Annotated in this window: 18 protein-coding genes and 2 pseudogenes; 9 read left to right on the top strand and 11 right to left on the bottom strand. The window is 73.5% G+C overall.

What is annotated here, in order from left to right:
- Positions 1–25 precede the first annotated feature (25 nt).
- Positions 26–1,132, top strand: a complete 1,107-nt coding sequence (locus ACF089_RS23740; protein WP_392029825.1) for a GlxA family transcriptional regulator — start codon at positions 26–28, stop codon at positions 1,130–1,132.
- Here the strand turns inward: ACF089_RS23740 and ACF089_RS23735 are convergent.
- The 3 genes from ACF089_RS23735 to ACF089_RS23725 all read right to left on the bottom strand — a co-directional run bounded on the left by ACF089_RS23735 (position 1,116) and on the right by ACF089_RS23725 (position 4,856).
- Entirely contained in the window at positions 1,116–2,171 is a 1,056-nt protein-coding gene (locus ACF089_RS23735; RefSeq protein WP_392029821.1) for an alcohol dehydrogenase catalytic domain-containing protein, read from the bottom strand. The genes ACF089_RS23740 and ACF089_RS23735 overlap by 17 nt on opposite strands.
- Positions 2,168–3,343, bottom strand: coding sequence for an acyl-CoA dehydrogenase family protein (locus tag ACF089_RS23730; RefSeq protein WP_392029818.1), 1,176 nt, complete (start codon positions 3,341–3,343; stop codon positions 2,168–2,170). Before ACF089_RS23730 ends, ACF089_RS23735 begins: the two co-directional genes overlap by 4 nt.
- Positions 3,344–3,986: 643 nt before the next feature.
- The gene (locus tag ACF089_RS23725; protein ID WP_392029815.1) at positions 3,987–4,856 is read right to left on the bottom strand and encodes an SDR family oxidoreductase; all 870 of its coding nucleotides are present in this window, start codon (positions 4,854–4,856) and stop codon (positions 3,987–3,989) included.
- Positions 4,857–4,945: 89 nt separating this feature from the next.
- On the opposite strand from ACF089_RS23725, the gene ACF089_RS23720 reads away from it, so the two are divergent.
- Positions 4,946–5,872: a cyclase family protein gene (locus tag ACF089_RS23720; protein ID WP_392029812.1), complete on the top strand. Its 927-nt coding sequence runs from the start codon at positions 4,946–4,948 to the stop codon at positions 5,870–5,872.
- 36 nt (positions 5,873–5,908) lie between these two features.
- Here ACF089_RS23720 and ACF089_RS23715 read toward each other — a convergent pair whose 3' ends face one another.
- From ACF089_RS23715 to ACF089_RS23700, 4 genes and pseudogenes are all read right to left on the bottom strand, one after another.
- A complete protein-coding gene (locus ACF089_RS23715; protein ID WP_392029809.1) occupies positions 5,909–6,367 on the bottom strand; it encodes an ATP-binding protein in 459 nt (152 codons plus the stop codon).
- A 369-nt stretch (positions 6,368–6,736) separates the two neighbouring features.
- The gene (locus ACF089_RS23710) at positions 6,737–7,615 is read right to left on the bottom strand and encodes an acyl-CoA dehydrogenase family protein (RefSeq protein WP_392029807.1); all 879 of its coding nucleotides are present in this window, start codon (positions 7,613–7,615) and stop codon (positions 6,737–6,739) included.
- Positions 7,616–7,619: 4 nt separating this feature from the next.
- Positions 7,620–8,753: an acyl-CoA dehydrogenase family protein gene (locus tag ACF089_RS23705; protein WP_392029804.1), complete on the bottom strand. Its 1,134-nt coding sequence runs from the start codon at positions 8,751–8,753 to the stop codon at positions 7,620–7,622.
- A gap of 140 nt (positions 8,754–8,893) precedes the next feature.
- Positions 8,894–10,084, bottom strand: a pseudogene (locus ACF089_RS23700) (amidohydrolase family protein); the annotation flags it as partial.
- 147 nt (positions 10,085–10,231) lie between these two features.
- Between ACF089_RS23700 and ACF089_RS23695 the strand changes: the two are divergent.
- Positions 10,232–11,728 carry a class I adenylate-forming enzyme family protein gene (locus tag ACF089_RS23695; protein ID WP_392029801.1) on the top strand — a complete coding sequence of 499 codons (1,497 nt, stop codon included), beginning with the start codon at positions 10,232–10,234 and terminating at the stop codon, positions 11,726–11,728.
- Positions 11,729–11,885: 157 nt separating this feature from the next.
- On the opposite strand, the gene ACF089_RS23690 is transcribed toward ACF089_RS23695, so the two are convergent.
- Positions 11,886–12,452 carry a GNAT family N-acetyltransferase gene (locus ACF089_RS23690; RefSeq protein WP_392029798.1) on the bottom strand — a complete coding sequence of 189 codons (567 nt, stop codon included), beginning with the start codon at positions 12,450–12,452 and terminating at the stop codon, positions 11,886–11,888.
- Positions 12,453–12,637: 185 nt separating this feature from the next.
- Here ACF089_RS23690 and ACF089_RS23685 point away from each other — a divergent pair, with 185 nt between their 5' ends.
- Positions 12,638–12,865, top strand: coding sequence for a hypothetical protein (locus tag ACF089_RS23685; protein ID WP_392029795.1), 228 nt, complete (start codon positions 12,638–12,640; stop codon positions 12,863–12,865).
- Positions 12,831–13,157, top strand: coding sequence for a hypothetical protein (locus ACF089_RS23680; RefSeq protein WP_392029792.1), 327 nt, complete (start codon positions 12,831–12,833; stop codon positions 13,155–13,157). The genes ACF089_RS23685 and ACF089_RS23680 overlap by 35 nt, the downstream gene beginning before the upstream one ends.
- Positions 13,158–13,238: 81 nt before the next feature.
- Here the strand turns inward: ACF089_RS23680 and ACF089_RS23675 are convergent, their stop codons facing one another.
- A complete protein-coding gene (locus tag ACF089_RS23675) occupies positions 13,239–14,054 on the bottom strand; it encodes an alpha/beta fold hydrolase (protein ID WP_392029789.1) in 816 nt (271 codons plus the stop codon).
- Positions 14,055–14,163: 109 nt separating this feature from the next.
- Here ACF089_RS23675 and ACF089_RS23670 point away from each other — a divergent pair.
- A pseudogene (locus ACF089_RS23670) lies at positions 14,164–14,568 on the top strand (MarR family winged helix-turn-helix transcriptional regulator); the annotation flags it as partial.
- Positions 14,569–14,741: 173 nt separating this feature from the next.
- Entirely contained in the window at positions 14,742–15,254 is a 513-nt protein-coding gene (locus ACF089_RS23665) for a GNAT family N-acetyltransferase (RefSeq protein ID WP_392029786.1), read from the top strand.
- 60 nt (positions 15,255–15,314) lie between these two features.
- On the opposite strand, the gene ACF089_RS23660 is transcribed toward ACF089_RS23665, so the two are convergent.
- Both ACF089_RS23660 and ACF089_RS23655 read right to left on the bottom strand, forming a co-directional pair.
- Positions 15,315–15,830: an EF-hand domain-containing protein gene (locus tag ACF089_RS23660; RefSeq protein WP_392029783.1), complete on the bottom strand. Its 516-nt coding sequence runs from the start codon at positions 15,828–15,830 to the stop codon at positions 15,315–15,317.
- Positions 15,831–15,932: 102 nt separating this feature from the next.
- On the bottom strand, positions 15,933–16,307 hold the full coding sequence (locus tag ACF089_RS23655) for an STAS domain-containing protein (RefSeq protein ID WP_392029780.1): 375 nt from the start codon (positions 16,305–16,307) through the stop codon (positions 15,933–15,935).
- Between the two features lie 237 nt (positions 16,308–16,544).
- Here ACF089_RS23655 and ACF089_RS23650 point away from each other — a divergent pair, with 237 nt between their 5' ends.
- A complete protein-coding gene (locus ACF089_RS23650; protein WP_392029777.1) occupies positions 16,545–17,126 on the top strand; it encodes a sigma-70 family RNA polymerase sigma factor in 582 nt (193 codons plus the stop codon).
- Positions 17,123–18,490, top strand: a complete 1,368-nt coding sequence (locus ACF089_RS23645) for a maleylpyruvate isomerase N-terminal domain-containing protein (RefSeq protein WP_392029774.1) — start codon at positions 17,123–17,125, stop codon at positions 18,488–18,490. The genes ACF089_RS23650 and ACF089_RS23645 overlap by 4 nt, the downstream gene beginning before the upstream one ends.
- Positions 18,491–18,699 lie beyond the last annotated feature (209 nt).

Below are 18,699 nucleotides of genomic sequence, written 5' to 3'. Positions count from 1 at the left end.
GGACACCTTTCGCTAGGATCGGGCCATGGCTTCCGCACCGCACCGGGTCGTCGTCCTGGCGCTCCCCGGGGTGATCCCGTTCGAGCTGTCCATCCCCCACCGGATCTTCGGCCGGGCCTACTCCCCGGCGGGCGATCCCCTCTACACGGTCACCACCTGCACCGCCGTGCCCGGCCGGGTCGCCACCGAGGCGGACTTCGAACTGTGGGTGGAGCACGGCCCCGAGGCGCTGGCCGAGGCGGACACGGTGATCGTCCCGGCCGCGTACCAGCCCGCCGTCCTCTTCCGGGAGGGCCGGCTCCCGGACGAGCTGGCCGGGATCTTCGCCTCCGTCCGGCCCGGCGTCCGGATGGCGTCCATCTGCACGGGCGGCTTCTTCCTCGCGGCGGCCGGATTCCTCGACGGCCGCCCGGCGACGACCCATTGGAGCTGGACCGAGCAGTTCCAGCGGCTGTTCCCGACGGTCCGGGTCGATCCGAACGTGCTGTACGTGGACGACGGGGAGGTGCTGACCTCGGCCGGGGTCGCCGCCGGGGTCGACCTCTGCGTCCATATGGTCCGCCGTGACCACGGCTCGGCGGTCGCCAATGACGTGGCCCGGCGCAGTGTGGTGCCGCCGCACCGGGACGGCGGACAGGCGCAGTACATCCGGCGGCCCGTCCCGGAGCCCCGGTTCGCCACCACCTCCGCCGCGCGCGGCTGGGCACTGGGGCGGCTGCACCAGCCGATCCAGCTGCGGGACCTCGCGGAGCAGGAGTCGATGAGCGTACGGACGTTCACCCGGCGCTTCCGCGAGGAGGTGGGGGTGAGCCCGGGGCAGTGGCTCACCCAGCAGCGGGTGGAGCGGGCCCGGCATCTGCTGGAGTCGACGGAGCTGTCGGTGGACCGGGTGGCGCGGGACGCCGGATTCCGCACCGCCCAGTCGATGCGGCAGCACCTCCAGTCGGCGCTGGGGGTGCCGCCGACGGTGTACCGGCGCACCTTCCGGTCGGCGGGGGACGGGGAGGCCGGGTCCGCCCGGCCGATCGGGGAGGTCGGATCCGTCGGGGCGGTCGGGGAGGTCGGATCCGTCGGGGCGGTCGGGGCTGCCGGGGCGGTCGGGGCGGCGGCGGTCGTCAGCTCCCGAAGGTGAGCACCGCTCGGGTCACCCGGCCGTGGCGGGCGTCGTCGGCGGCACGGGCGAACTCCTCGACGGGATAGGTCGCGCCGACCAGCTCGTCCAGCAGCAGCAGGCCCTGCCGGTACAGCCCGGCGTACCGGGCGATGTCGTGCTGCGGGCGGGAGGACCCGTAACGACAGCCCAGAATCGATTTGTCGAGAAACATCGCCGACGGGGCGAAGGACGTCTCCGCCGTGGGCGCGGTCGTCCCGAGGAGGACCGCCTGGCCGCCGCGGTCCAGCAGATCGATCGCCTGGCGGATCAGGGCGGTGTTCCCGACGCACTCGAAGACATGGTCCGCCCCGGTCGGCAGCGTCTCGCGGACCGTCCCGGCCGAGGTGCGGAAGCCGGTCGCGCCGAAGAGGCGGGCGGTTTTCTCCTTCGCCGGGTCGGCGTCGACGGCGATGATCTCGGACGCCCCCGCGAGCCGCGCGCCCTGTACGACATTGAGCCCGACGCCGCCCGCGCCGATGACGACGACGCTCTCGCCGGGGGCCACCCGGGCCCGGTTCAGCACCGCGCCGACGCCGGTCAGCACCGCGCACCCCAGCAGCGCCGCCGACGCAGGCGGGATGTCGGCCGGGATCCGGACCGCCTGCACGGCCCTGACGACCGTACGCTCCGCGAAGGCCGAGTTGGACGCGAACTGGAAGAGCGGCGCCGCGCCCCGGCGGAAGGGTCTGCCGGGGCGGCCGATCGCCTTCCGGCACATCGTGGGCCTGCCCCGGTCGCAGTCGGCGCACGCGCCGCAGTTCGCGAGGGTGGAGAGCGCCACATGGTCGCCGGGCCCGACATGCCCGACCCCGGGGCCCACGGCCTCCACCACCCCCGCGCCCTCGTGCCCCAGCACCACCGGCACGGGGAACGGGATGGTGCCGTCGATCACCGCGAGATCGCTGTGGCAGAGCCCGGCGGCGGCGACGGCGACCAGGACCTCGCCCGGGCCGGGCTCGCGCACCTGGAGATCGTCGGCGAACCGGGCCGTCGCGCCGTCGAAGACGACACCTCTCATCGTGGCTCCCTCGGTAGGCCGAGCACCCGCTCGGCGATGATGTTCCGCTGGATCTCGTCGGAGCCGCCGTAGAGGGTGTCGGCCCGGCTGAACAGGAACAGCCGCTGGGCCGCGTCGAGTTCGTACGGCCGCTCCCCGCTCCAGTCGTACGGTCCGGCCGTGGCGGCCGGACCGCGCACCGCCACGGCCAGCTCGCCGAGGCGCTGGTGCCAGCCGCCCCAGAGCAGCTTGGCGACGCTCGGCGCGCCGGGGTCGTCCCCGGCGCCGGAGCCGAGGGTACGCAGGGCGTTCCACCGCATGGTGCGCAGCTCAGCCCACTGGCGCACCAGCCGGGCCCGGATCACGGGGTCGCCGGCCGCGCCGGTGGCGACGGCGGTGCGGACGACGTCGGCCAGTTCGGCCTCGAAGCCGATCTGCTGTACGAGGGTGGAGACGCCGCGCTCCAGCGCGAGCAGGCCGAGCGCCACCCGCCAGCCGTTGCCCTCGCCGCCGACGAGATGCTCGTGCCGGGCGACGGCGCCGTCGAAGAAGACCTCGTTGAACTCGCTGGTGCCGGTCAGCTGGCGGATGGGGCGGACCTCGACGCGGCCCGGCTGGTCCATGGGGACCAGGAGGAGCGAGAGGCCCCGGTGGCGGCGGGCGTCGGGGTCGGTGCGGGCGAGGACGAAGCACCAGTCGGCGTGCTGGGCCAGGGAGGTCCAGGTCTTCTGGCCGGTGAGGCGGTGGACGGGGCCCTCCCGGACGGCGGTGGTGCGGACGGCGGCGAGGTCGGAGCCCGCGCCGGGCTCGCTGTAGCCCTGGCACCAGAGTTCCTCGCCCCGGGCGACGGGGGTGAGGAAACGGTCCTTCTGGGCCGGGGAGCCGTAGCGGATGAGGGTGGGGGCGAGGAGGTTCTCGCCGATGTGGCCGAGGCGGGCGGGGGCCTGGGCGCGGGTGTACTCCTCGGCCCAGGCGACCTGTTGGAGGAGGGTGGCGGTGCGGTTGCCGTAGGCGGCGGTGGGCCAGCCGAGGCCGATCCAGCCGGCGCGGCCGAGTTCGCGTTCCCAGCGGCGGCGGGTGTCCAGGCTCTCGTGCTCGCTGCCCGGGCCGCCCCCCGCGCCCCGGTACCCCTCGCCCACATGCGCCTCCAACCACCCCCGCGCCTCCCCCCGAAACCCCTCCTCATCCCTCATCCCGCCTCCTCCTCCACCTGCCCGAAGCAACCCGAACCCGCGAACACCCCGAGCCCGGGGGCCCTTTCCGACCCGGGCGACCCCATTCAGCCCGTCCTGCGCTTGTCGTTCTCAGCCCGTCCGGCGCCTGTCGACTTCAGCCTGTCCGGCGCCTGTCGACTTCAGCCTGTCCGGCGTTTGAGGACGGACCTCCGCTCAGGGGGCCTGAGCCAATCCCGACCCGGACGGCCGCAGCCCGGCGCCCCTCGCCCACCCGGGCGACCCCATTCAGCCCGTCCGGCGATTGAGGACGGACCCGCGCCCCGGCGCACCCGGGCCGAACCCGACCCGGACGACCACCCCCAGCCCGCCCGGCGATTGAGGACGGACCCCGGCCAGAGGTCTCCCGCGCCATCACCACGTGCGGTCACCCACCAACCGGTTCCTTTCCAGTGCGGGCCCCTGGAGTGCGGGTCCGTCCTCAAACGCCGGACGGGCTCGGAGATTCCGCCCGGACAGGTCGGGACTGGCTCACGCCCCCGGGCCGGAGGTCCGTCCTCAAACGCCGGACGGGCTGGGAATTTCCGCCCGGACGGGCTGGGAGATTCCGCCCGGGCAGGCTGGGAGCGGCAGACGCAGGAGGGGCCGGAAGGGCGGCGCGGGGTCATCGGGTGAGGGGTGGGGGGAGGAGGGGCATGGGGTCGATGCCGACCGTGCTCGGCAGGAACTCGGCGATGCTCCGAGGCGTCCACCCCCCTTCCGCGTACCCCGCCCTCAACTCCCTCGGCTGCGCCCACACCGCGATCTTCGGCCCGGCCACCGTGTACACCTGCCCGGTGATCTCGCGGGCGCGCTCGGACAGGAGGTAGACGACGAGCGCGGCGACGTCCTCGGGCTCGCCGATCTCCTTCAGCTCCGCGGGGACCTTCGCGGACATCCGGGTACGGGCCACGGGCGCGACGGCGTTCGCGGTGACGCCGTACTTGTGGAGGCCGAGCGCGGCGCTGCGGACCAGCGAGATGATCCCGCCCTTCGCGGCTGAGTAGTTGGCCTGCGCCGCGGACCCCTGGTGGCTGCCGCTGGTGACGCCGATCAGCGTGCCCGACCGCTGCCCCCGCATCACCGCCGACGCGGCCCGGAAGAGGGTGAAGGTCCCTTTCAGATGGGTCGCGAGGACCGGGTCCCACTCCTCCTCGGACATGTTGAAGAGCATTCGTTCGCGGAGGATCCCGGCCGCGCAGACGACCCCGTCGATCCGCCCGTACTCCGCGAGCGCGACCTCCACCACCCGCTGCCCGCCGGCCATGGTGGAGATGTCGTCGCCGACGGCGACCGCCCGCCCGCCGGACGCGCGGATCTCCTCGGCGACCGCCTCCGCCACCTCGGAGGCGGGCTCGCCGCCCGCCAAGGACACGCCGAGGTCGTTGACGACGACGGCGGCCCCCTCCGCCGCCGAGGCCAGCGCGACCGCGCGGCCGATGCCCCGGCCCGCGCCGGTGACGGCGACGACCCTGCCTGCCAAGAAGTTCCCCACGACCGGCCCCTTCCCGCGCTTTCTGACGGACCGTTAGATTTTATGTCCGGCCGGTCGCCCGAGCACAAGCCCCAGGAGGCCCGATCCTGATGCCACTGCCCCCGGAGTTCCACGAGATGGCCGCGCGCGTCAACAACTGGGGCCGCTGGGGGGCCGAGGACGAGATCGGCACCCTGAATCTGATCACCGCCGAGTCGGTGCGCTCCGCCGCCGCCACCGTCCGCGCCGGACTGCGGATCCCCCTCGCGCTCCCGCTGCGCCGGGAGGGCGTGCAGACCGGCCTGGTCCCCGGCCGGATCGACCCGCTGCACACGATGACCCTGATCAACGACGAGATGTTCGGCCCCGGGTCGGTGGCCATCAGCGACGACGCCGTCACCATGGGGCTCCAGGCGGGCACCCACTGGGACGCGCTGACCCACGCCTCCCACTCGGGCCGGATCTACAACGGCCGCCCGGCGGACACCGTCACGGCCGCCGCCCGGTCCCGGTTCAGCGGCATCGACACGCTCCCCCCGGCGGTCTCCCGGGGCGTGCTGCTGGACGTGGCGCGGGCCAAGGGGCTCGACCGGCTCCCGGCCGGCCACGCGGTCACCCCGGACGATCTGGACGAGGCCGCCGAGTTCGGCCGGGTCACCGTCGGCGCCGGGGACATCGTGCTGGTGCGGACCGGGCAGATCGGGCTCTGCCTCGCCGGGGACCGGAGCGGCTACGGCTTCCCGTCCCCCGGTCTCTCGGTGCGCGCGCCCGCGTGGTTCCACGCCCGCGATGTCGCCGCCGTCGCGAACGACACCCTCACCTTCGAGATCGTCCCGCCCGAGATCGAGGATCTGTGGCTGCCGGTGCACGCGCTCGACCTGGTCGAGATGGGCATGCCGCAGGGCCAGAACTGGGATCTGGAAAACTTGTCCACAGCCTGTGCACAAGAACGGCGGTACGCGTTCCTGCTCTCCGCCGTGCCGGAACCCTTCGTCGGCGGCACGGGATCCCCGGTCGCCCCCGTCGCGATCCTGTGAGACCCGCGCCCCGAACCCCAGGACCCGGTCCGCCCGCTACCGCCGCGCCGCCATCAGCCGGCCCGCCGCCTCGCGCTCGTACGCCAGCTCCGGCACTCCCCGGTCCACCTCGCACCAGATGGACTTCCCGGCGCCCTCCTCGCGCCAGCCCCAGCGGTCGGCGAGCCCGTCCACCAGCTCCAGACCGCGACCGCCGGTGTCCTCGCCGGCGGCGCGCCTCGGGCGCGGCGGGCGCGGGCAGGCGTCGGCGACCTCGACCCGTACCGTCCCCGCCTCCACCGCCCCCGCGCCGAAGAGCATCCGCAGCACGGCCGGGCAGCCGGTGTGCACGACCGCGTTGGTGACCAGCTCGGAGATCAGCAGGATCAGGGTGTCGGCCAGCGGCTCGTCACCCCGTATCCCGGACTTGACCAGCCGTGAGCGGGCCCATCTGCGCGCGCGTCCCACCTCCGCGGGATCGGGCCCGACCTCCAACTGAACCTGGAGCACCTGCACCGCTCACACCATCCGAACCGGCGGACACATCGCCTCACGCCCCGACTGGGCCATCGACCTTAGCCAGGTCACTGAACGTGACTTCCTCACACCACAGCATGGTTGACGTACAGTCACCGCAACAAGCGCTTCGGGCATATTCCAGCGCGAAGGAGTACCCGTGGCGCATACTGTGCGACGCGCGTCACGGGGAGTCGAACAGAGGCTCGTAGACCGTCTGGCCAGGGGACTCGATACGACTCGCATCCCACGGAGCGTACCGGAGCCGGACCCCGCCGCCGGTGTGTGACGGCCGCGTACCGGACACAAGCCGATATCGACGCTCAGTGACACCACCGGTGATGGCGTTCGCGACGCCGTGGCGCTCCGTCAGCCGTTCCCGGCGCCGAGCGCCTTCGCCAGCAGCTCCGCCGCCTCCTCCTCCACGGGCCGCATCCGGGCCCGCACCCAGGCCCGTTTGAGGTGCAGATGCACCTCCGCCTCCCAGGTGAAGCCCATCCCGCCGTGCACCTGGAGGCAGTCGCGCGCATTGCGCACGGCGGCCTCGTCGGCGAGCAGTTTGGCCCCGGCGATCTCGACGGGGTCCTCGGTGACGGCCGCCGCGTACACCGCCGCCCTGGCCGTCTCAGCCCGTACGAGCATCTCCGCGCACAGGTGCTTGACGGCCTGGAAGGACCCCACCGGCCGGCCGAACTGCTCGCGCTCACCGGCGTGCCGCACGGCCGTCTCGGTGGTGCGGGCGGCGCTGCCGAGCTGTTCGGCGGCGATGAGCAGCGCGGCGGCGGGCTCGTACACGGCGGCCGGGCCGGGCACCCGGTGCAGGGGGGTGAGCGGGTCGACCGAGCGCAGGGCGACCGCCCCGGCGCACTCCGCTCCCCCGTGCACCCGGTCGGCGGCGTCGAGCCAGGTCACCAGCGTGCCGTCGACCCGGGTGACGACCGTGCGGCCCTCGGCCGCGCCCCCGACCGTCCCGGCGGCGAGCTGTGTGGCGACCAGCGGCCCCGGCAGCAGCGCCCGTCCGGCCTCCTCCAGCACGAGGACCGCCTCCGCCGCCCCGAGCCCCGTGCCGCCGGCCTCCTCCGGGAGCCGGAGCGCGAAGAATCCGGCGTCCCCGAGCCCGCGCCACAGCTCCCGCAGCCGCGCCGGGTCCACCGGCTCCCGGAGCGCGTCCCGCGGCCAGAGGCGCTCCAGCGCCCGTCGGGCCCCGGCCGCGAGCGCCCGCTGGTCGTCGGTGAGCCGGAAGTCCATGCCGTCAGCCGCCCTTCGGAAGGCCGAGGATCCGCTCGGCGATGATGTTTCGCTGGATCTGGGAGGTGCCTGCGGCGATGGTGTACGAGAGGGAGGAGAGCCGGTCGGCCGTCCACGCGCCGTCGAGGTCCAGGGCGGCGTCCCCGCACACCCGGGCCGCCGTCTCGTACAGCTCCTGCCGGGCCTGCGAGTAGCGCAGCTTGAAGACGGAGGCTCCCGCGCCGGGCGGCCCGCCGGTGTGCCGCGCCTCGCTCGCGTTCCACTGGATCAGCCGCCACAGCGCGCGGAATTCGGCGTTCAGCCGCCCCAGGGCGCTCCGCAGCGCCGGATCGTCCCAGTGGCCGCCCGCGCGGGCGGCGGCGGCGATCCGCTCCAGGTCGCGGCGGCAGGCCACCACCTCGCCGGCGAACGCGGTCCCGCGTTCGAAGGAGAGCGTCACCATCGTGACCCGCCAGCCGTCGTTCTCCGCGCCGACCCGGTTGGCGACCGGGACCCGCACCCCGTCGAGGAAGACCTCGGCGAACTCGTCGGTCCCGGCGAGGGTGCGCAGCGGCCGTACGGTCACTCCGGGCGCGTCCATGGGCAGCGCGAGCCAGGAGATGCCCCGGTGTCTGGGGGCGCCGGGGTCGGTGCGTACGAGCAGCTCGCACCAGTCCGCGACCTGCGCGTGGGAGGTCCAGAGCTTGGAGCCGGTGACGATGTAGTCGTCGCCGTCGCGCACCGCCGAGGTCCGCAGCGCGGCGAGGTCGGAGCCCGCGCCGGGCTCGCTGAAGCCCTGGCACCAGATCTCGTCGCCGCGCAGCACGGGTTCGAGCCAGCGCTCGCGCTGGGCGTCGGTGCCCTCGGCGGCGATGGTCGGTCCGGCGTGCAGCAGGCCGACGAAGTTCGCGCCGACGTAGGGGGCTCCGGCGCGTTCGGTCTCCTCCAGGAAGATCAGCCGCCGGGCGGGGGGCGCGTCCCAGTGGAGCCCGCCGTATCCGGCGTCGTACAGCCGCCGCTGCCAGCCGGTGTCGTACGTCCGCCGTCCCGGCCAGTCGTCGGGCGCGGGCGGGGCGGGGAGTCCGGGCAGGGCGCGGCCGAGCCAGCGGCGCAGCCGGGAGCGGAACGCCGCCTCCTCCTCGGTGTCGGCGAGGTCCACTAGCGGATCCGGTCCGGGGCCTGGGTCCGGTCCGGGGCCTGGGTCCGGTCCGGGGCCTGGGTCCGGTCCGGGGCCGAGCGCCGCTCCCCGGCCTGGCGGCGGTCCCGATCCCGATCCCGATCCCCGGCCCGGTCCCGGTCCCGGTCCAGATCGAGGCCGAGCATGCGGATCGCGTTGCCGCGCATCAGCTTGTAGACGGTCTCGTCGTCCAGCCCGCGCACATGGTCGAGGGCGACCTCGCGGGTGTGGGGGAAGGTGGAGTCGACATGGGGATAGTCGGTCTCGAAGGTGGCGTTGTCGCGGCCGACGACGTCGAGCGCGGCGATGCCGTGCTTGTCGCGGAAGAAGCAGCAGAAGATCTGGCGGTAGTAGTAGCTGGAGGGCGGTTCGGGGACGAGGTCCTTGACTCCGCCCCAGGCGCGGTGCTCGCGCCATACGTCGTCGGCGCGCTCCAGGGCGTAGGGGATCCAGCCCATCTGGCCCTCGCTGTAGGCGAGCTTCAGCCGGGGGAAGGTCACCAGCACCCCGCTGAAGAGGAAGTCCATCATCGAGGCCATGGCGTTGTTGAAGCTCAGCGCGGCCTGGACGGCGGGCGGGGCGTCCGGGGAGGCGGCCGGCATCTGGGACGAGGAGCCGATGTGCATGTTGACCACGGTTCCGGTCTCCTCGCAGACGGCGAAGAGCGGGTCCCAGTGTCCGGAGTGGATGGACGGCAGCCCGAGATGGGTGGGGATCTCGGAGAAGGTGACCGCCCGGACCCCGCGCTCGGCGTTCCGCTTCAGCTCGGCGACGGCGAGGTCGATGTCCCAGAGCGGGATGATGCAGAGCGGGATCAGCCGGCCGCCGCTGTCGCCGCACCACTCCTCGACCATCCAGTCGTTGTAGGCGCGCACACAGGCGAGGGCGACCTCCTTGTCGCGGGCCTCGGCGAAGGTCTGGCCGCAGAAGCGGGGGAAGGTGGGGAAGCAGAGCGAGGCCTCCACATGATTGAGGTCCATGTCCGCGAGGCGCGCCGCCGGGTCCCAGCAGCCGGGGCGCATCTCCGCCCGGGTGATGCCCTCCAGGGTCATCTCGTCACGGTCGAAGCCGACGGCCGCGATGTTCCGCTTGTACGGGAACCTGAGGTCTTCGTAGATCCACCAGTCGGTGGGCGGGCCGTCCGGGTCCATGGTGATCCGGTACTTCCCGCCGATGTAGGCCAGCTCGCCGATGCCCGCGGTGAGCGGCTGGGGTCCGCGGGCGCGGTACTTCGCCGGGAGCCAGGTCTCGAAGAGGTGCGCGGGTTCGATGACGTGGTCGTCCACGCTGACGATCCGGGGGAGTTCGGCCATGGTGTTCCTCTCCGCGGTGCCCTGGAAGAACTGGATCTGATGACCCGTCAGAAATCAGGCTAGCCCCGCACCCCTGGACCGACAAGGCGCGCAGCCCTACGCTCTGGCCACTGACTGACGCTCCATCAGTTACGGCGGGGGTACGGGATGAACGGGACCGCGCACGCGCTGGGACGGTCGGCGACCCTCTGGGAGCTGGCCCGCCGCCGGGCCGCCCTCACCCCGGACCGGCCCGCCCTCCTCCAGGGCGACGCCGCCCTGACCTTCGGCGGACTGCGCGAGCGCGCGGAGGCCACGGCGGCGGGGCTGTACGAACGCGGGGTGCGGCCCGGGACCGTCGTCGCCTGGCAGCTGCCGACCCGGATCGAGACCGTCGTGCTCTCCCTGGCGCTCGCCCGGATCGGCGCGGTCCAGTCACCGGTCATCCCCTTCTACCGCGACCGCGAGGTCGGCTTCGCGCTGCGCGCGTCGAAGGCCGCGTTCTTCGCCGTGCCCGGCGCCTGGCGGGGCTTCGACCACACGGAGATGGCCCGGCGGCTCGGCGCGCGCGGCGTCTTCGAGGCGTACGGCCCGCTCCCCGCGGGCGATCCCTCGGCGCTGCCCCCGCCGCCCGCCTCCGGCACGGACGTCCGCTGGATCTACTGGACCTCCGGCACCACCTCCGAGCCCAAGGGCGTCCTGCACACCGACCGCTCCCTGATCGCCGGCGGCTCCTGCCTCGCCCACGCGCTCGGACTGTCGGCGGACGACATCGGCTCGATCGCCTTCCCGTACGCGCACATCGGCGGCGCGGACTATCTGGTGATGCTGCTGCTGTACGGGTTCCCCGCGGTCCTCTTCGAGACGTTCGCGCTCCCCGGGGCGCTGGCCGAGTACCGCAGGCACGGCGTCACCACGGCGGGCGGCTCCACCGCGTTCTACAGCCTCTTCCTCGCCGAACAGCGCAAGGACCCCGGCCGCCCGCTGATCCCCACCCTGCGGCTGCTGGCCGGGGGCGGCGCGCCCAAGCCGCCGGAGCTGTACCACGCCGTCGTCCGCGAGCTGGGGTGCGAGCTGACCCACGGCTACGGCATGACCGAGGTCCCGATGATCACCATGGGATCCCCCGGCGACGGCCCGGAGAACCTCGCGACGACCGAGGGCCGCCCGCCGCCCGGGATGGAGATCCGGATCGTGGACGGGGAGGTGCGGCTGCGCGGGGAGGCGGTGTGCCGGGGGTATCTCGACCCGGCGCAGACGGCGGCGGCCTTCGACGAGGACGGGTTCCTGATCACCGGGGATCTGGGGCGGCTCACGCCCGAGGGGCGTCTTGTGCTCACCGGCAGGCTCAAGGACGTCATCATCCGCAAGGGCGAGAACGTCTCCGCCCGTGAGATCGAGGATCTCCTCCACACCCATCCCGCCGTCGGCGAGGCCGCCGTCGTCGGACTGCCCGACGCCGTGCGCGGCGAACGCGTCTGCGCGGTGGTGGTCCCCCGCCCGGCCGCCGAGCCCCCGACCCTGGAGACCCTCACCGCCCATCTCCGGTCCGCCGGGCTCGCGGCGCACAAACTCCCCGAACAGCTGGAGACGGTGGCGGAGCTGCCGCGGAACGAGGCGCTGCGGAAGGTGCTGAAGTACCGGCTGCGCGAGAGGTTCTCCTGACGGGGGCCGGGTCCCGGGCGGAGCCCGGTGTCCCGCGCCCGCCCTGGGCCCGGGCCAGGCCGCCCGCCCGGTGTCTCGGGCCTGTCCGGGGCTCTCGCCAGGCCGCCCGCCCGGTGTCTCGGGCCTGTCCGGGGCTCCCGCGCCCGGCCGCCCTTCTCTACGCCGCGCCCGGCGGCAGCTCCAGGACCATCACGTCCAGCACGAAGCCGCTGTCCCCGGCGCGCGCCTCCCCCACCTTCCGGTAGCCCCACCGCCGGTAGGCCGCCAGCGCGGCCCGGGCCTCCGGCCACATGTTGAGGAGCATCCGCTCCTCCTCCGCCCCCTCGGTCAGCGCGTCGTGCAGCCGCCGCCCGACGCCGAAGCGCCGCCACCGCGCCCGTACCGCCAGCTCCATCAGGCCGAAGGTCCGTCCGCCGTCCTCACGGGACAGGGCCTCCGGCACCGGCTCGACCATCCGGTCCCACCAGTCGTTCCGCGCCCCGAGCGCGTACCCGTACGCCATCCCCACCGGCTCCCCGTCCCCGTCCCGGGCGAGCGCCGCCCGGAACCCCGGCTCCCCCGCCTTCCCGTGAAACCGCCGGAGCCCGGCCTCCACCCCCTCCGCCGTCTCCTCGTACGGCGGCTCCGCGAACACCTCCGCGTACACCCGTCTCAACTCCCCCTCCACCCGCACCGCCCCCGCCGCGTCCATCCGCTCCACGGTGATCGTCTCCCGCGACGCCATCGCCCCTCCGCTCCCTCTCCACCACACCCGTCACATCCGAACCCCCGTAACCCTGCCCCTTCGACCGCCTCCCCGACACCTCCGCCCACTGACCGGACGGACCGCCCGCACGTCCGTGACCCGATGGGATGAAATGCCCCGCTCGACGGCGCGGGGGCCCGGGCGGCGGAGTAGAACGTACGGCCATGGGACTGGGAGACCGACATCAGAAGAAGGACGTCGAGGCGGCGCTCAGGAGGGCCGAGGCATGCGGTCTTAAGGTGAAGCACGACAGAAACGGGCATCGCTGGGGGTATGTCGTCTGCTGCCCGTGCGACAACAAGTACGTGCGGGTGTACTGCACCCCCAGGAGTACAGGGGACGAGGCGAAGAAGATCGATGACTTCACCAAGCACCACCGAGGCTGCGCGTAGCTGGCACTTCACCATGCACGCGCGGGATCCGCTCACCCCGGAGCAGTCCGACGCCCTGGACCATCTCGACAGCTTCGCCGACGGATTCGTGAGCCTGGTGGAAGTGCCCGGCGTGGAGTCGTCGTTCGTCTGCTACTTCCCGGCGGACACGCTCATGGACGCCATGGCACAGGCCCTCGCCCGCATGGCGGACCTTCCGGGCGTCCTCATCCGCAGCATCGAACTGGACGCCTGCTCCTTCGACCACAACGGGATGGCGACCGCTTCGGTCGTTCCGTGGCCGTCGGAGTAGACCCCGTCCGCCGACGAATCGGTGTGAGCCGGCGGCGCGGAGCGGTCGCCCCGAGGGGAGGAGCACTCCGCGCGGCGGCGGTCAGAGGGTGCGGAGGAAGTCCGTGAGGGCGGCGGTGAACTCGGCGGGGCGTTCCATGTTGGGGTAGTGGGCGGCGGCGTCGATCAGGGCGGTGCGGCCGTGGGGGACGGCGGCGATCAGGCGGGCGGACATGGCGAGGTGGTCGTCGGCGTCGAGGGAGCCGTTGAGGGCGAGGACCGGGACGCGGATCCGGGAGGCGCGGGCCCAGGTGTCGGCGACGGGGGTGATCAGGGGCGGTTCGCCGGTGGTGTGCTTGCGGACGGTGTGGTCGCACATCGCGCGCAGACGCCGTACGACGCCGGGGTCGACGGCGTCGAGCGGGCGGTGCGGGCCGGGGGCGAAGAGGGTGAAGGCGTCGAGCCAGCCGTCGATGTCGCCCGCGGCGAGCGCCTTCGTCCAGGCGGTGTTGACCCCGACGGTCCACGGGCTGGTGAATTCCGGTTCGCTGGTGCCGGCCCCGCTGGCGACGACGGCCCGGACCAGATCGGGGTGTTCGAGCGCGGTGTCGACGGCGGTGGCCGCGCCCATGGAGAGGCCGACGAGGATCGCGGGGCCGGTGTCGAGACCGCGCAGCAGATCGGCGACGTCGTCGGTCGGGCGGAAGGGGCCGTTCGCGTTCGAGGACTCGCCGTGCCCCCGGGCGTCGGGGGCGATCACCCGGTACTCGGCGGCCAGGGCGGGAATCTGGTCGTCCCACATGCGGTGGTCCAGGAATCCGCCGTGCAGCAGCACCAGCGGCGGGCCCCCGCCGGTGTCGCGGTAGGCGATGCGCCGGCCCTCGGTCGCGAACTGGAACACCTCGGAAGCAGCTGTCATGACACCCAAGGTGTCATCATGATTCCCCCTTTGGCAACCGAGGTGTCATGCTGAGCGGGTGACCGACGACGGCAGGCCCCTGTCCCCCGATGACCTCGCACCCCGGCTGATGGAGGTGTTCGCCCTGGTCGGGCCGTTGTACCGGCAGGTGCTGCGCAAGGTGGAGGAGGCCGCGCCGATCGAGGGCGCGTCCGTGGGCGTACGGGCCGTTCTGGATCTGCTCCGTGAGCACGGGCCCATGACCGTGCCCCAGATGGGCCGCACACAGGCGCTGAGCCGGCAGTTCGTCCAGCGCATGGTCCATGACGCGGCGGACCGGAGCTGGGTCGAGACCCTCCCCAACCCGGCCCATCAGCGCTCCTCGCTGATCCGGCTCACCGACGAGGGCCGGGCGGTGATCGACGCCGTGACCGCCCGCGAGCACGCGCTGCTGCGGCGGGTGGACGGGGATCTGACGGACGCCGAGGTGACGGCCTGCGTACGGGTGCTCGGGCGGATGCTCGACGTCTTCGAGGGCTGCCCGGCGCCCACCGCCCCGGCGGACGGGCCCGCTCCGTCCGGGCCGGAGGGGATCACACCCTCCGCGCCGGAGGGAATCGCACCGCCCCCGCCGCGCGGGACCGCGCCGTCCCCGCCGCGCGGAAATCGGTCGCCGTCGCCCGAGCGGCCCGCCTAGGCTTCCGCGCCATGACCGTGCTGCGCGGCGCGTCCGTCGCCCTCCGTCCCGCCGTCCCCGCCGATGTCCCCGCCCTGGCCGCGATCAGGGCCGCTCCCGAGGTGCGCGCCCGATGGCGCGGCGGGGAGGATCTGGCGGCGGAGACCGCGGAGGATCTCGCCGATCCGGACACCCGGTGTCTGACGATCGAGTACGCGGGACGGACCGTCGGTCTGATCCAGTGGAACTCCGAGGACGAGCCCGACTACCGGCACGCGGGCATCGATCTCTATCTCGATCCCTCGGTGCACGGCAGGGGGCTGGGCTCCGACGCGGTGCGCACCCTCGCCGCCCATCTCGTCGACGACCACGGCCACCACCGGCTGACCATCGATCCGGCGGCCGACAACACGGCGGCCATCCGCTGCTACGCCAAGGTGGGCTTCCGGCCGGTGGGCGTCATGCGCGCCTACGAGCGCGGCGCGGACGGCGAGTGGCACGACGGACTGCTGATGGATCTGCTCGCCGCCGAGCTGGTCCGCTGACCGGAACGCCCCGGGGCCGCCGCCGCCCACCGACGGCGGCGGCCCCGGGGACACGGTCCGCTACGGGTGCTCCGGCGTCACGTAATAGGACGCGAAGGCCGACAGCACCTCCTCCTCGCTGATCCGGCCGTCGCCGTCGGCGTCCAGGGCCCGCGCGACCTCGGTCGCCAGATTGCGGTCGACGCCCAGCACCTTCAGCACCCGCGCCACGGACGACGGGGTCATCCCGGAGCCGTCCTCGTCCGCGATCGCGACGACCGCGTGCAAGAACGGCCGGGCGATCTCCGCGAAACGCTGCGGATTGTCCCGCAGCCGCTTCACCGCTCCGGTGATGAACTCCTGGCGTGAAACCCTCTGGTCGCCGTCCACGTCGGCGATCCCGGCCATGCCCTGCCAGAACGCCTCCGCGCCGCTGTAGAGGGCCTGGCCGCGCGCACAGCGGGCGGTGGTGGAGAACTCCGTGAGCAGCGCGGCAGCCGCCCCGCTGAAGTCCTGCCGGTCGATATAGCCGTTGCCGTCCTGGTCAAAGGCGGCGAAGCGAGACGCGATCTTGCGCTCGTACTCTGCGCTGTCCATGCGGGGAGCGTACGGCCCCGAATGGCTGACGCGTGCAAGTACCCGCCAATTCACCGGATCCGGGGTCCGGGAAACGGGCGGGGGCGCGCCCCTGACGGCGTTTCACGCCGGGAGCGCCTCCGGCTCGTCCCCGGTCGCCGCGGCGGTGTCCGCGTACACGTCGAAGAGCCGGCGCACGCCCAGCGCGCCCAGCACCCGGTTCACGTGCGAGCCGTCGGCGGCGCCCCGGGCGGGCAGGATCAGCCGGAGTCTGCCGCCGCAGGAGTGCAGCAGCCGGCGGGCGGCGATCAGCACGCCCACTCCGCTGGAGTCGCAGAACAGCACCTCCGACAGGTCGAGCACGACGTCCCGCTGGCCCTCGGCCACCGCGGCGTGCACCTGGCGGCGGACCTCCGGCGAGGACACGAGGTCGAGTTCGCCACGGACGCGCAGTACGGTCCACGCGCCCCGGCGGACCTCGTCCACAGTGAGCGTCACCACCAAACCTCCCCATTGTGCGCTTTTTTCCTACCCATCAGACATAAAACCCCATGTCTGCTGCCGATTTCTCCGGGGGTACGGTCCCTCTACCACCTCGGCCTTCCCCTGGGGGCGCACTTGAAGCAAAGGGGCGTGCGCGAGTATCCGCGCGCATTACATTCGCGAGGAGGGGGACACAGGTACGGAGAGGCACGGGAGCACGACGCAGGGCATGGGCTGGGGCTTGGGGGCCGTATGGCAAAGGACACACCGCCGCGCTGGGACCGCAGGATGCAGCAGCGTCTGGCGCGCGGCGAGGCCGCGGCGCTCGGCGAGCTGTACGACCGGTTCGCCTCGCTGGTGCACATGCTGGCGCACCGGGTGCTCGACGACGACGGCGCGGCGGATCAGGTGACCCGTGAGGTGTTCGGCTACATCTGGGAGAATCCCGACGCCTACGACCCGAAGCAGGGTTCGATGCGCTCCTGGGTGGCCAAGCTGACCAACAGCCAGGCCGTGCACCGGCTCCGCCAGAGCGAGGCGGCGGCCCTCGCCGCCGGCGAGGGCGGTTCGCCGGAGGAGCTGGAGCAGAAGGTGCGCCGGGCGGCGGTGGCGGCCCGCGCGGACTACATCGTCACCTCGATGCCCGCGCCGCTGCGGGCCGCGCTGGAGCTGGCGTACCACCAGCGGCGGGACTACCGGCAGACCGCGGAGGACCTCGGGGTGAGCGAGGACGAGGCCCGGCGGAGGCTGCGGCTCGGCCTCCAGCTGCTGTCCACCGCGCACAGCCGCCCGCTGGAGGGTTCCTCACCACCCGGATACGGACGCTCCTTGTGAACGGCGCCTCGGACGAGAGCCACGACCGTCACGGAAGCCGGAGCGGGCGCGGCGGCCAGGACCGTCGCCACGGCGCCGGTGACGCGAACCGGGCCGACGGCGGCGAGGGGGAGGGCGGACATGAGCGCCCGGCCGGGCACGACGCCCCGCGCATACCGGGCCCCCGCCCGGCCGCCGACGATCTGGAACCGGAGCTGCGGCCCGCCGCGGAGAGCGGTGCGGAAAGCGGTGCGGAAAGCGGTGCGGCGGACGGAGCCGAGGCGGTGATCCCCTCCCACGGCGTGCTCAAATCCCTCCTCGGGGCCTGGGCGCTCTCCGCCTGTTCCGCCGAGGAGACCGCCTCGGTCGAGCTTCACCTCGGCGAGTGCGCGCCCTGCGCCGACGAGGCGCTGCGGCTGCGGGACGCGGTCGCGCTGCTGCACACCGAACGCGAACTGGATCTCGATCCGATGCTGCGGTTCCGGGTGCTGGAGAACTGTCTGGGCCGTCGGCCCGCCCGTATCCCGGTGCCGGAGTGGGCGGCGCCCTACGACGCGGAGACCGCCCGGCTCGACGCCCTGCTGCGTGACATCGGCACGGCGGAGTGGAAGCGTCCGGTGCGGCTGCGCTGGTTCGACGGGCAGGAGCCCCGGGACCGGACCGAGACGGTCGCCGGGGTCATCGGCCATCTCATGACCGTCGACGGGCTGGTCGCGGGCGCGCTCGGCCTGGACGACCCGCTGGGCCGGAACGCGCCGCTCTCCCCGACTCGGCGCAGCGAGCGCTTCTGGCGGGAGGAGCCGCGCCCGGTCGCGGGCGAGGTGCACGAGCCGTGGCGGGAGCAGAGCCACACCCTGATCCGTACGGTGTCGTTCGCGGGCCGCGGGGTGGCCGAGCTGTCGGTCTCATACGGGGACTTCGCGCTGCCGCTGCGGGACTCCCTGCTGGACCGCGCCTTCGAGTGCTGGATGCACGCGGACGACATCGCGGAGGCGGTGGACTATCCGTACGATCCGCCGCGCGGCTCCCATCTGCACCGGATGGTCGATCTGGTGGCCCGGCTGCTGCCCGCGGCGCTCGCCGGCCGCCGTCGCGCGGGGCTGGCGGGGCCGGCCAGGCATCTGGTCGCCGCGGGCTCGCCGGGCCGTTCGCTCCATCTGGAGATCGAGGGCGCGGGCGGCGGCGACTGGTACATCCCGCTCGACTCCCCGGCCGCGCTGGGCTCCGCCGATCACGCGGTGGCACAGGTGGCGCTGGACCGGGTGGAGTTCTGCCATCTGGTCGCGGGGCACATGCCGCCGGAGGAAGCGGCGGCCGGACAGGACGGCGACCGCGAGGCGATCCGGGACGTGCTCTTCGCGGCGGCCTCGCTGAGCAGGGTCTGAACGGTCTGCGCAGGGCCTGAGCGGGTCTGAACGGGTCTGAGCAGACCCGTGACCGGTTCGGGCCGGGTCTGAGCGGATCCGAGTGGAGGGAGCCGTGGGGGGGGGGGCCCCCCCCCCCCCCCCCCCCCCCCCCCAAAAAAAAACACCCCCCCCACCAACTCCGGAGAATCGAAAACAACCAGAAAGCCGCCCATCCGAACTATCAACAG

This window comes from Streptomyces sp. NPDC014894 (genome assembly GCF_043080985.1).
Classification (GTDB): domain Bacteria; phylum Actinomycetota; class Actinomycetes; order Streptomycetales; family Streptomycetaceae; genus Streptomyces.
This window is presented reverse-complemented; position numbering and strand designations above follow the sequence as displayed.

Coding starts and splice junctions, on each gene's coding strand:
- ACF089_RS23740 (WP_392029825.1), top strand. CDS start 26: ATGGCTTCCGCACCGCACCGGGTCGTCGTCCTGGCGCTCCCCGGGGTG.
- ACF089_RS23735 (WP_392029821.1), bottom strand. CDS start 2,171: ATGAGAGGTGTCGTCTTCGACGGCGCGACGGCCCGGTTCGCCGACGAT.
- ACF089_RS23730 (WP_392029818.1), bottom strand. CDS start 3,343: ATGAGGGATGAGGAGGGGTTTCGGGGGGAGGCGCGGGGGTGGTTGGAG.
- ACF089_RS23720 (WP_392029812.1), top strand. CDS start 4,946: ATGCCACTGCCCCCGGAGTTCCACGAGATGGCCGCGCGCGTCAACAAC.
- ACF089_RS23710 (WP_392029807.1), bottom strand. CDS start 7,615: ATGGACTTCCGGCTCACCGACGACCAGCGGGCGCTCGCGGCCGGGGCC.
- ACF089_RS23695 (WP_392029801.1), top strand. CDS start 10,232: ATGAACGGGACCGCGCACGCGCTGGGACGGTCGGCGACCCTCTGGGAG.
- ACF089_RS23690 (WP_392029798.1), bottom strand. CDS start 12,452: ATGGCGTCGCGGGAGACGATCACCGTGGAGCGGATGGACGCGGCGGGG.
- ACF089_RS23685 (WP_392029795.1), top strand. CDS start 12,638: ATGGGACTGGGAGACCGACATCAGAAGAAGGACGTCGAGGCGGCGCTC.
- ACF089_RS23680 (WP_392029792.1), top strand. CDS start 12,831: ATGACTTCACCAAGCACCACCGAGGCTGCGCGTAGCTGGCACTTCACC.
- ACF089_RS23675 (WP_392029789.1), bottom strand. CDS start 14,054: ATGACAGCTGCTTCCGAGGTGTTCCAGTTCGCGACCGAGGGCCGGCGC.
- ACF089_RS23665 (WP_392029786.1), top strand. CDS start 14,742: ATGACCGTGCTGCGCGGCGCGTCCGTCGCCCTCCGTCCCGCCGTCCCC.
- ACF089_RS23660 (WP_392029783.1), bottom strand. CDS start 15,830: ATGGACAGCGCAGAGTACGAGCGCAAGATCGCGTCTCGCTTCGCCGCC.
- ACF089_RS23650 (WP_392029777.1), top strand. CDS start 16,545: ATGGCAAAGGACACACCGCCGCGCTGGGACCGCAGGATGCAGCAGCGT.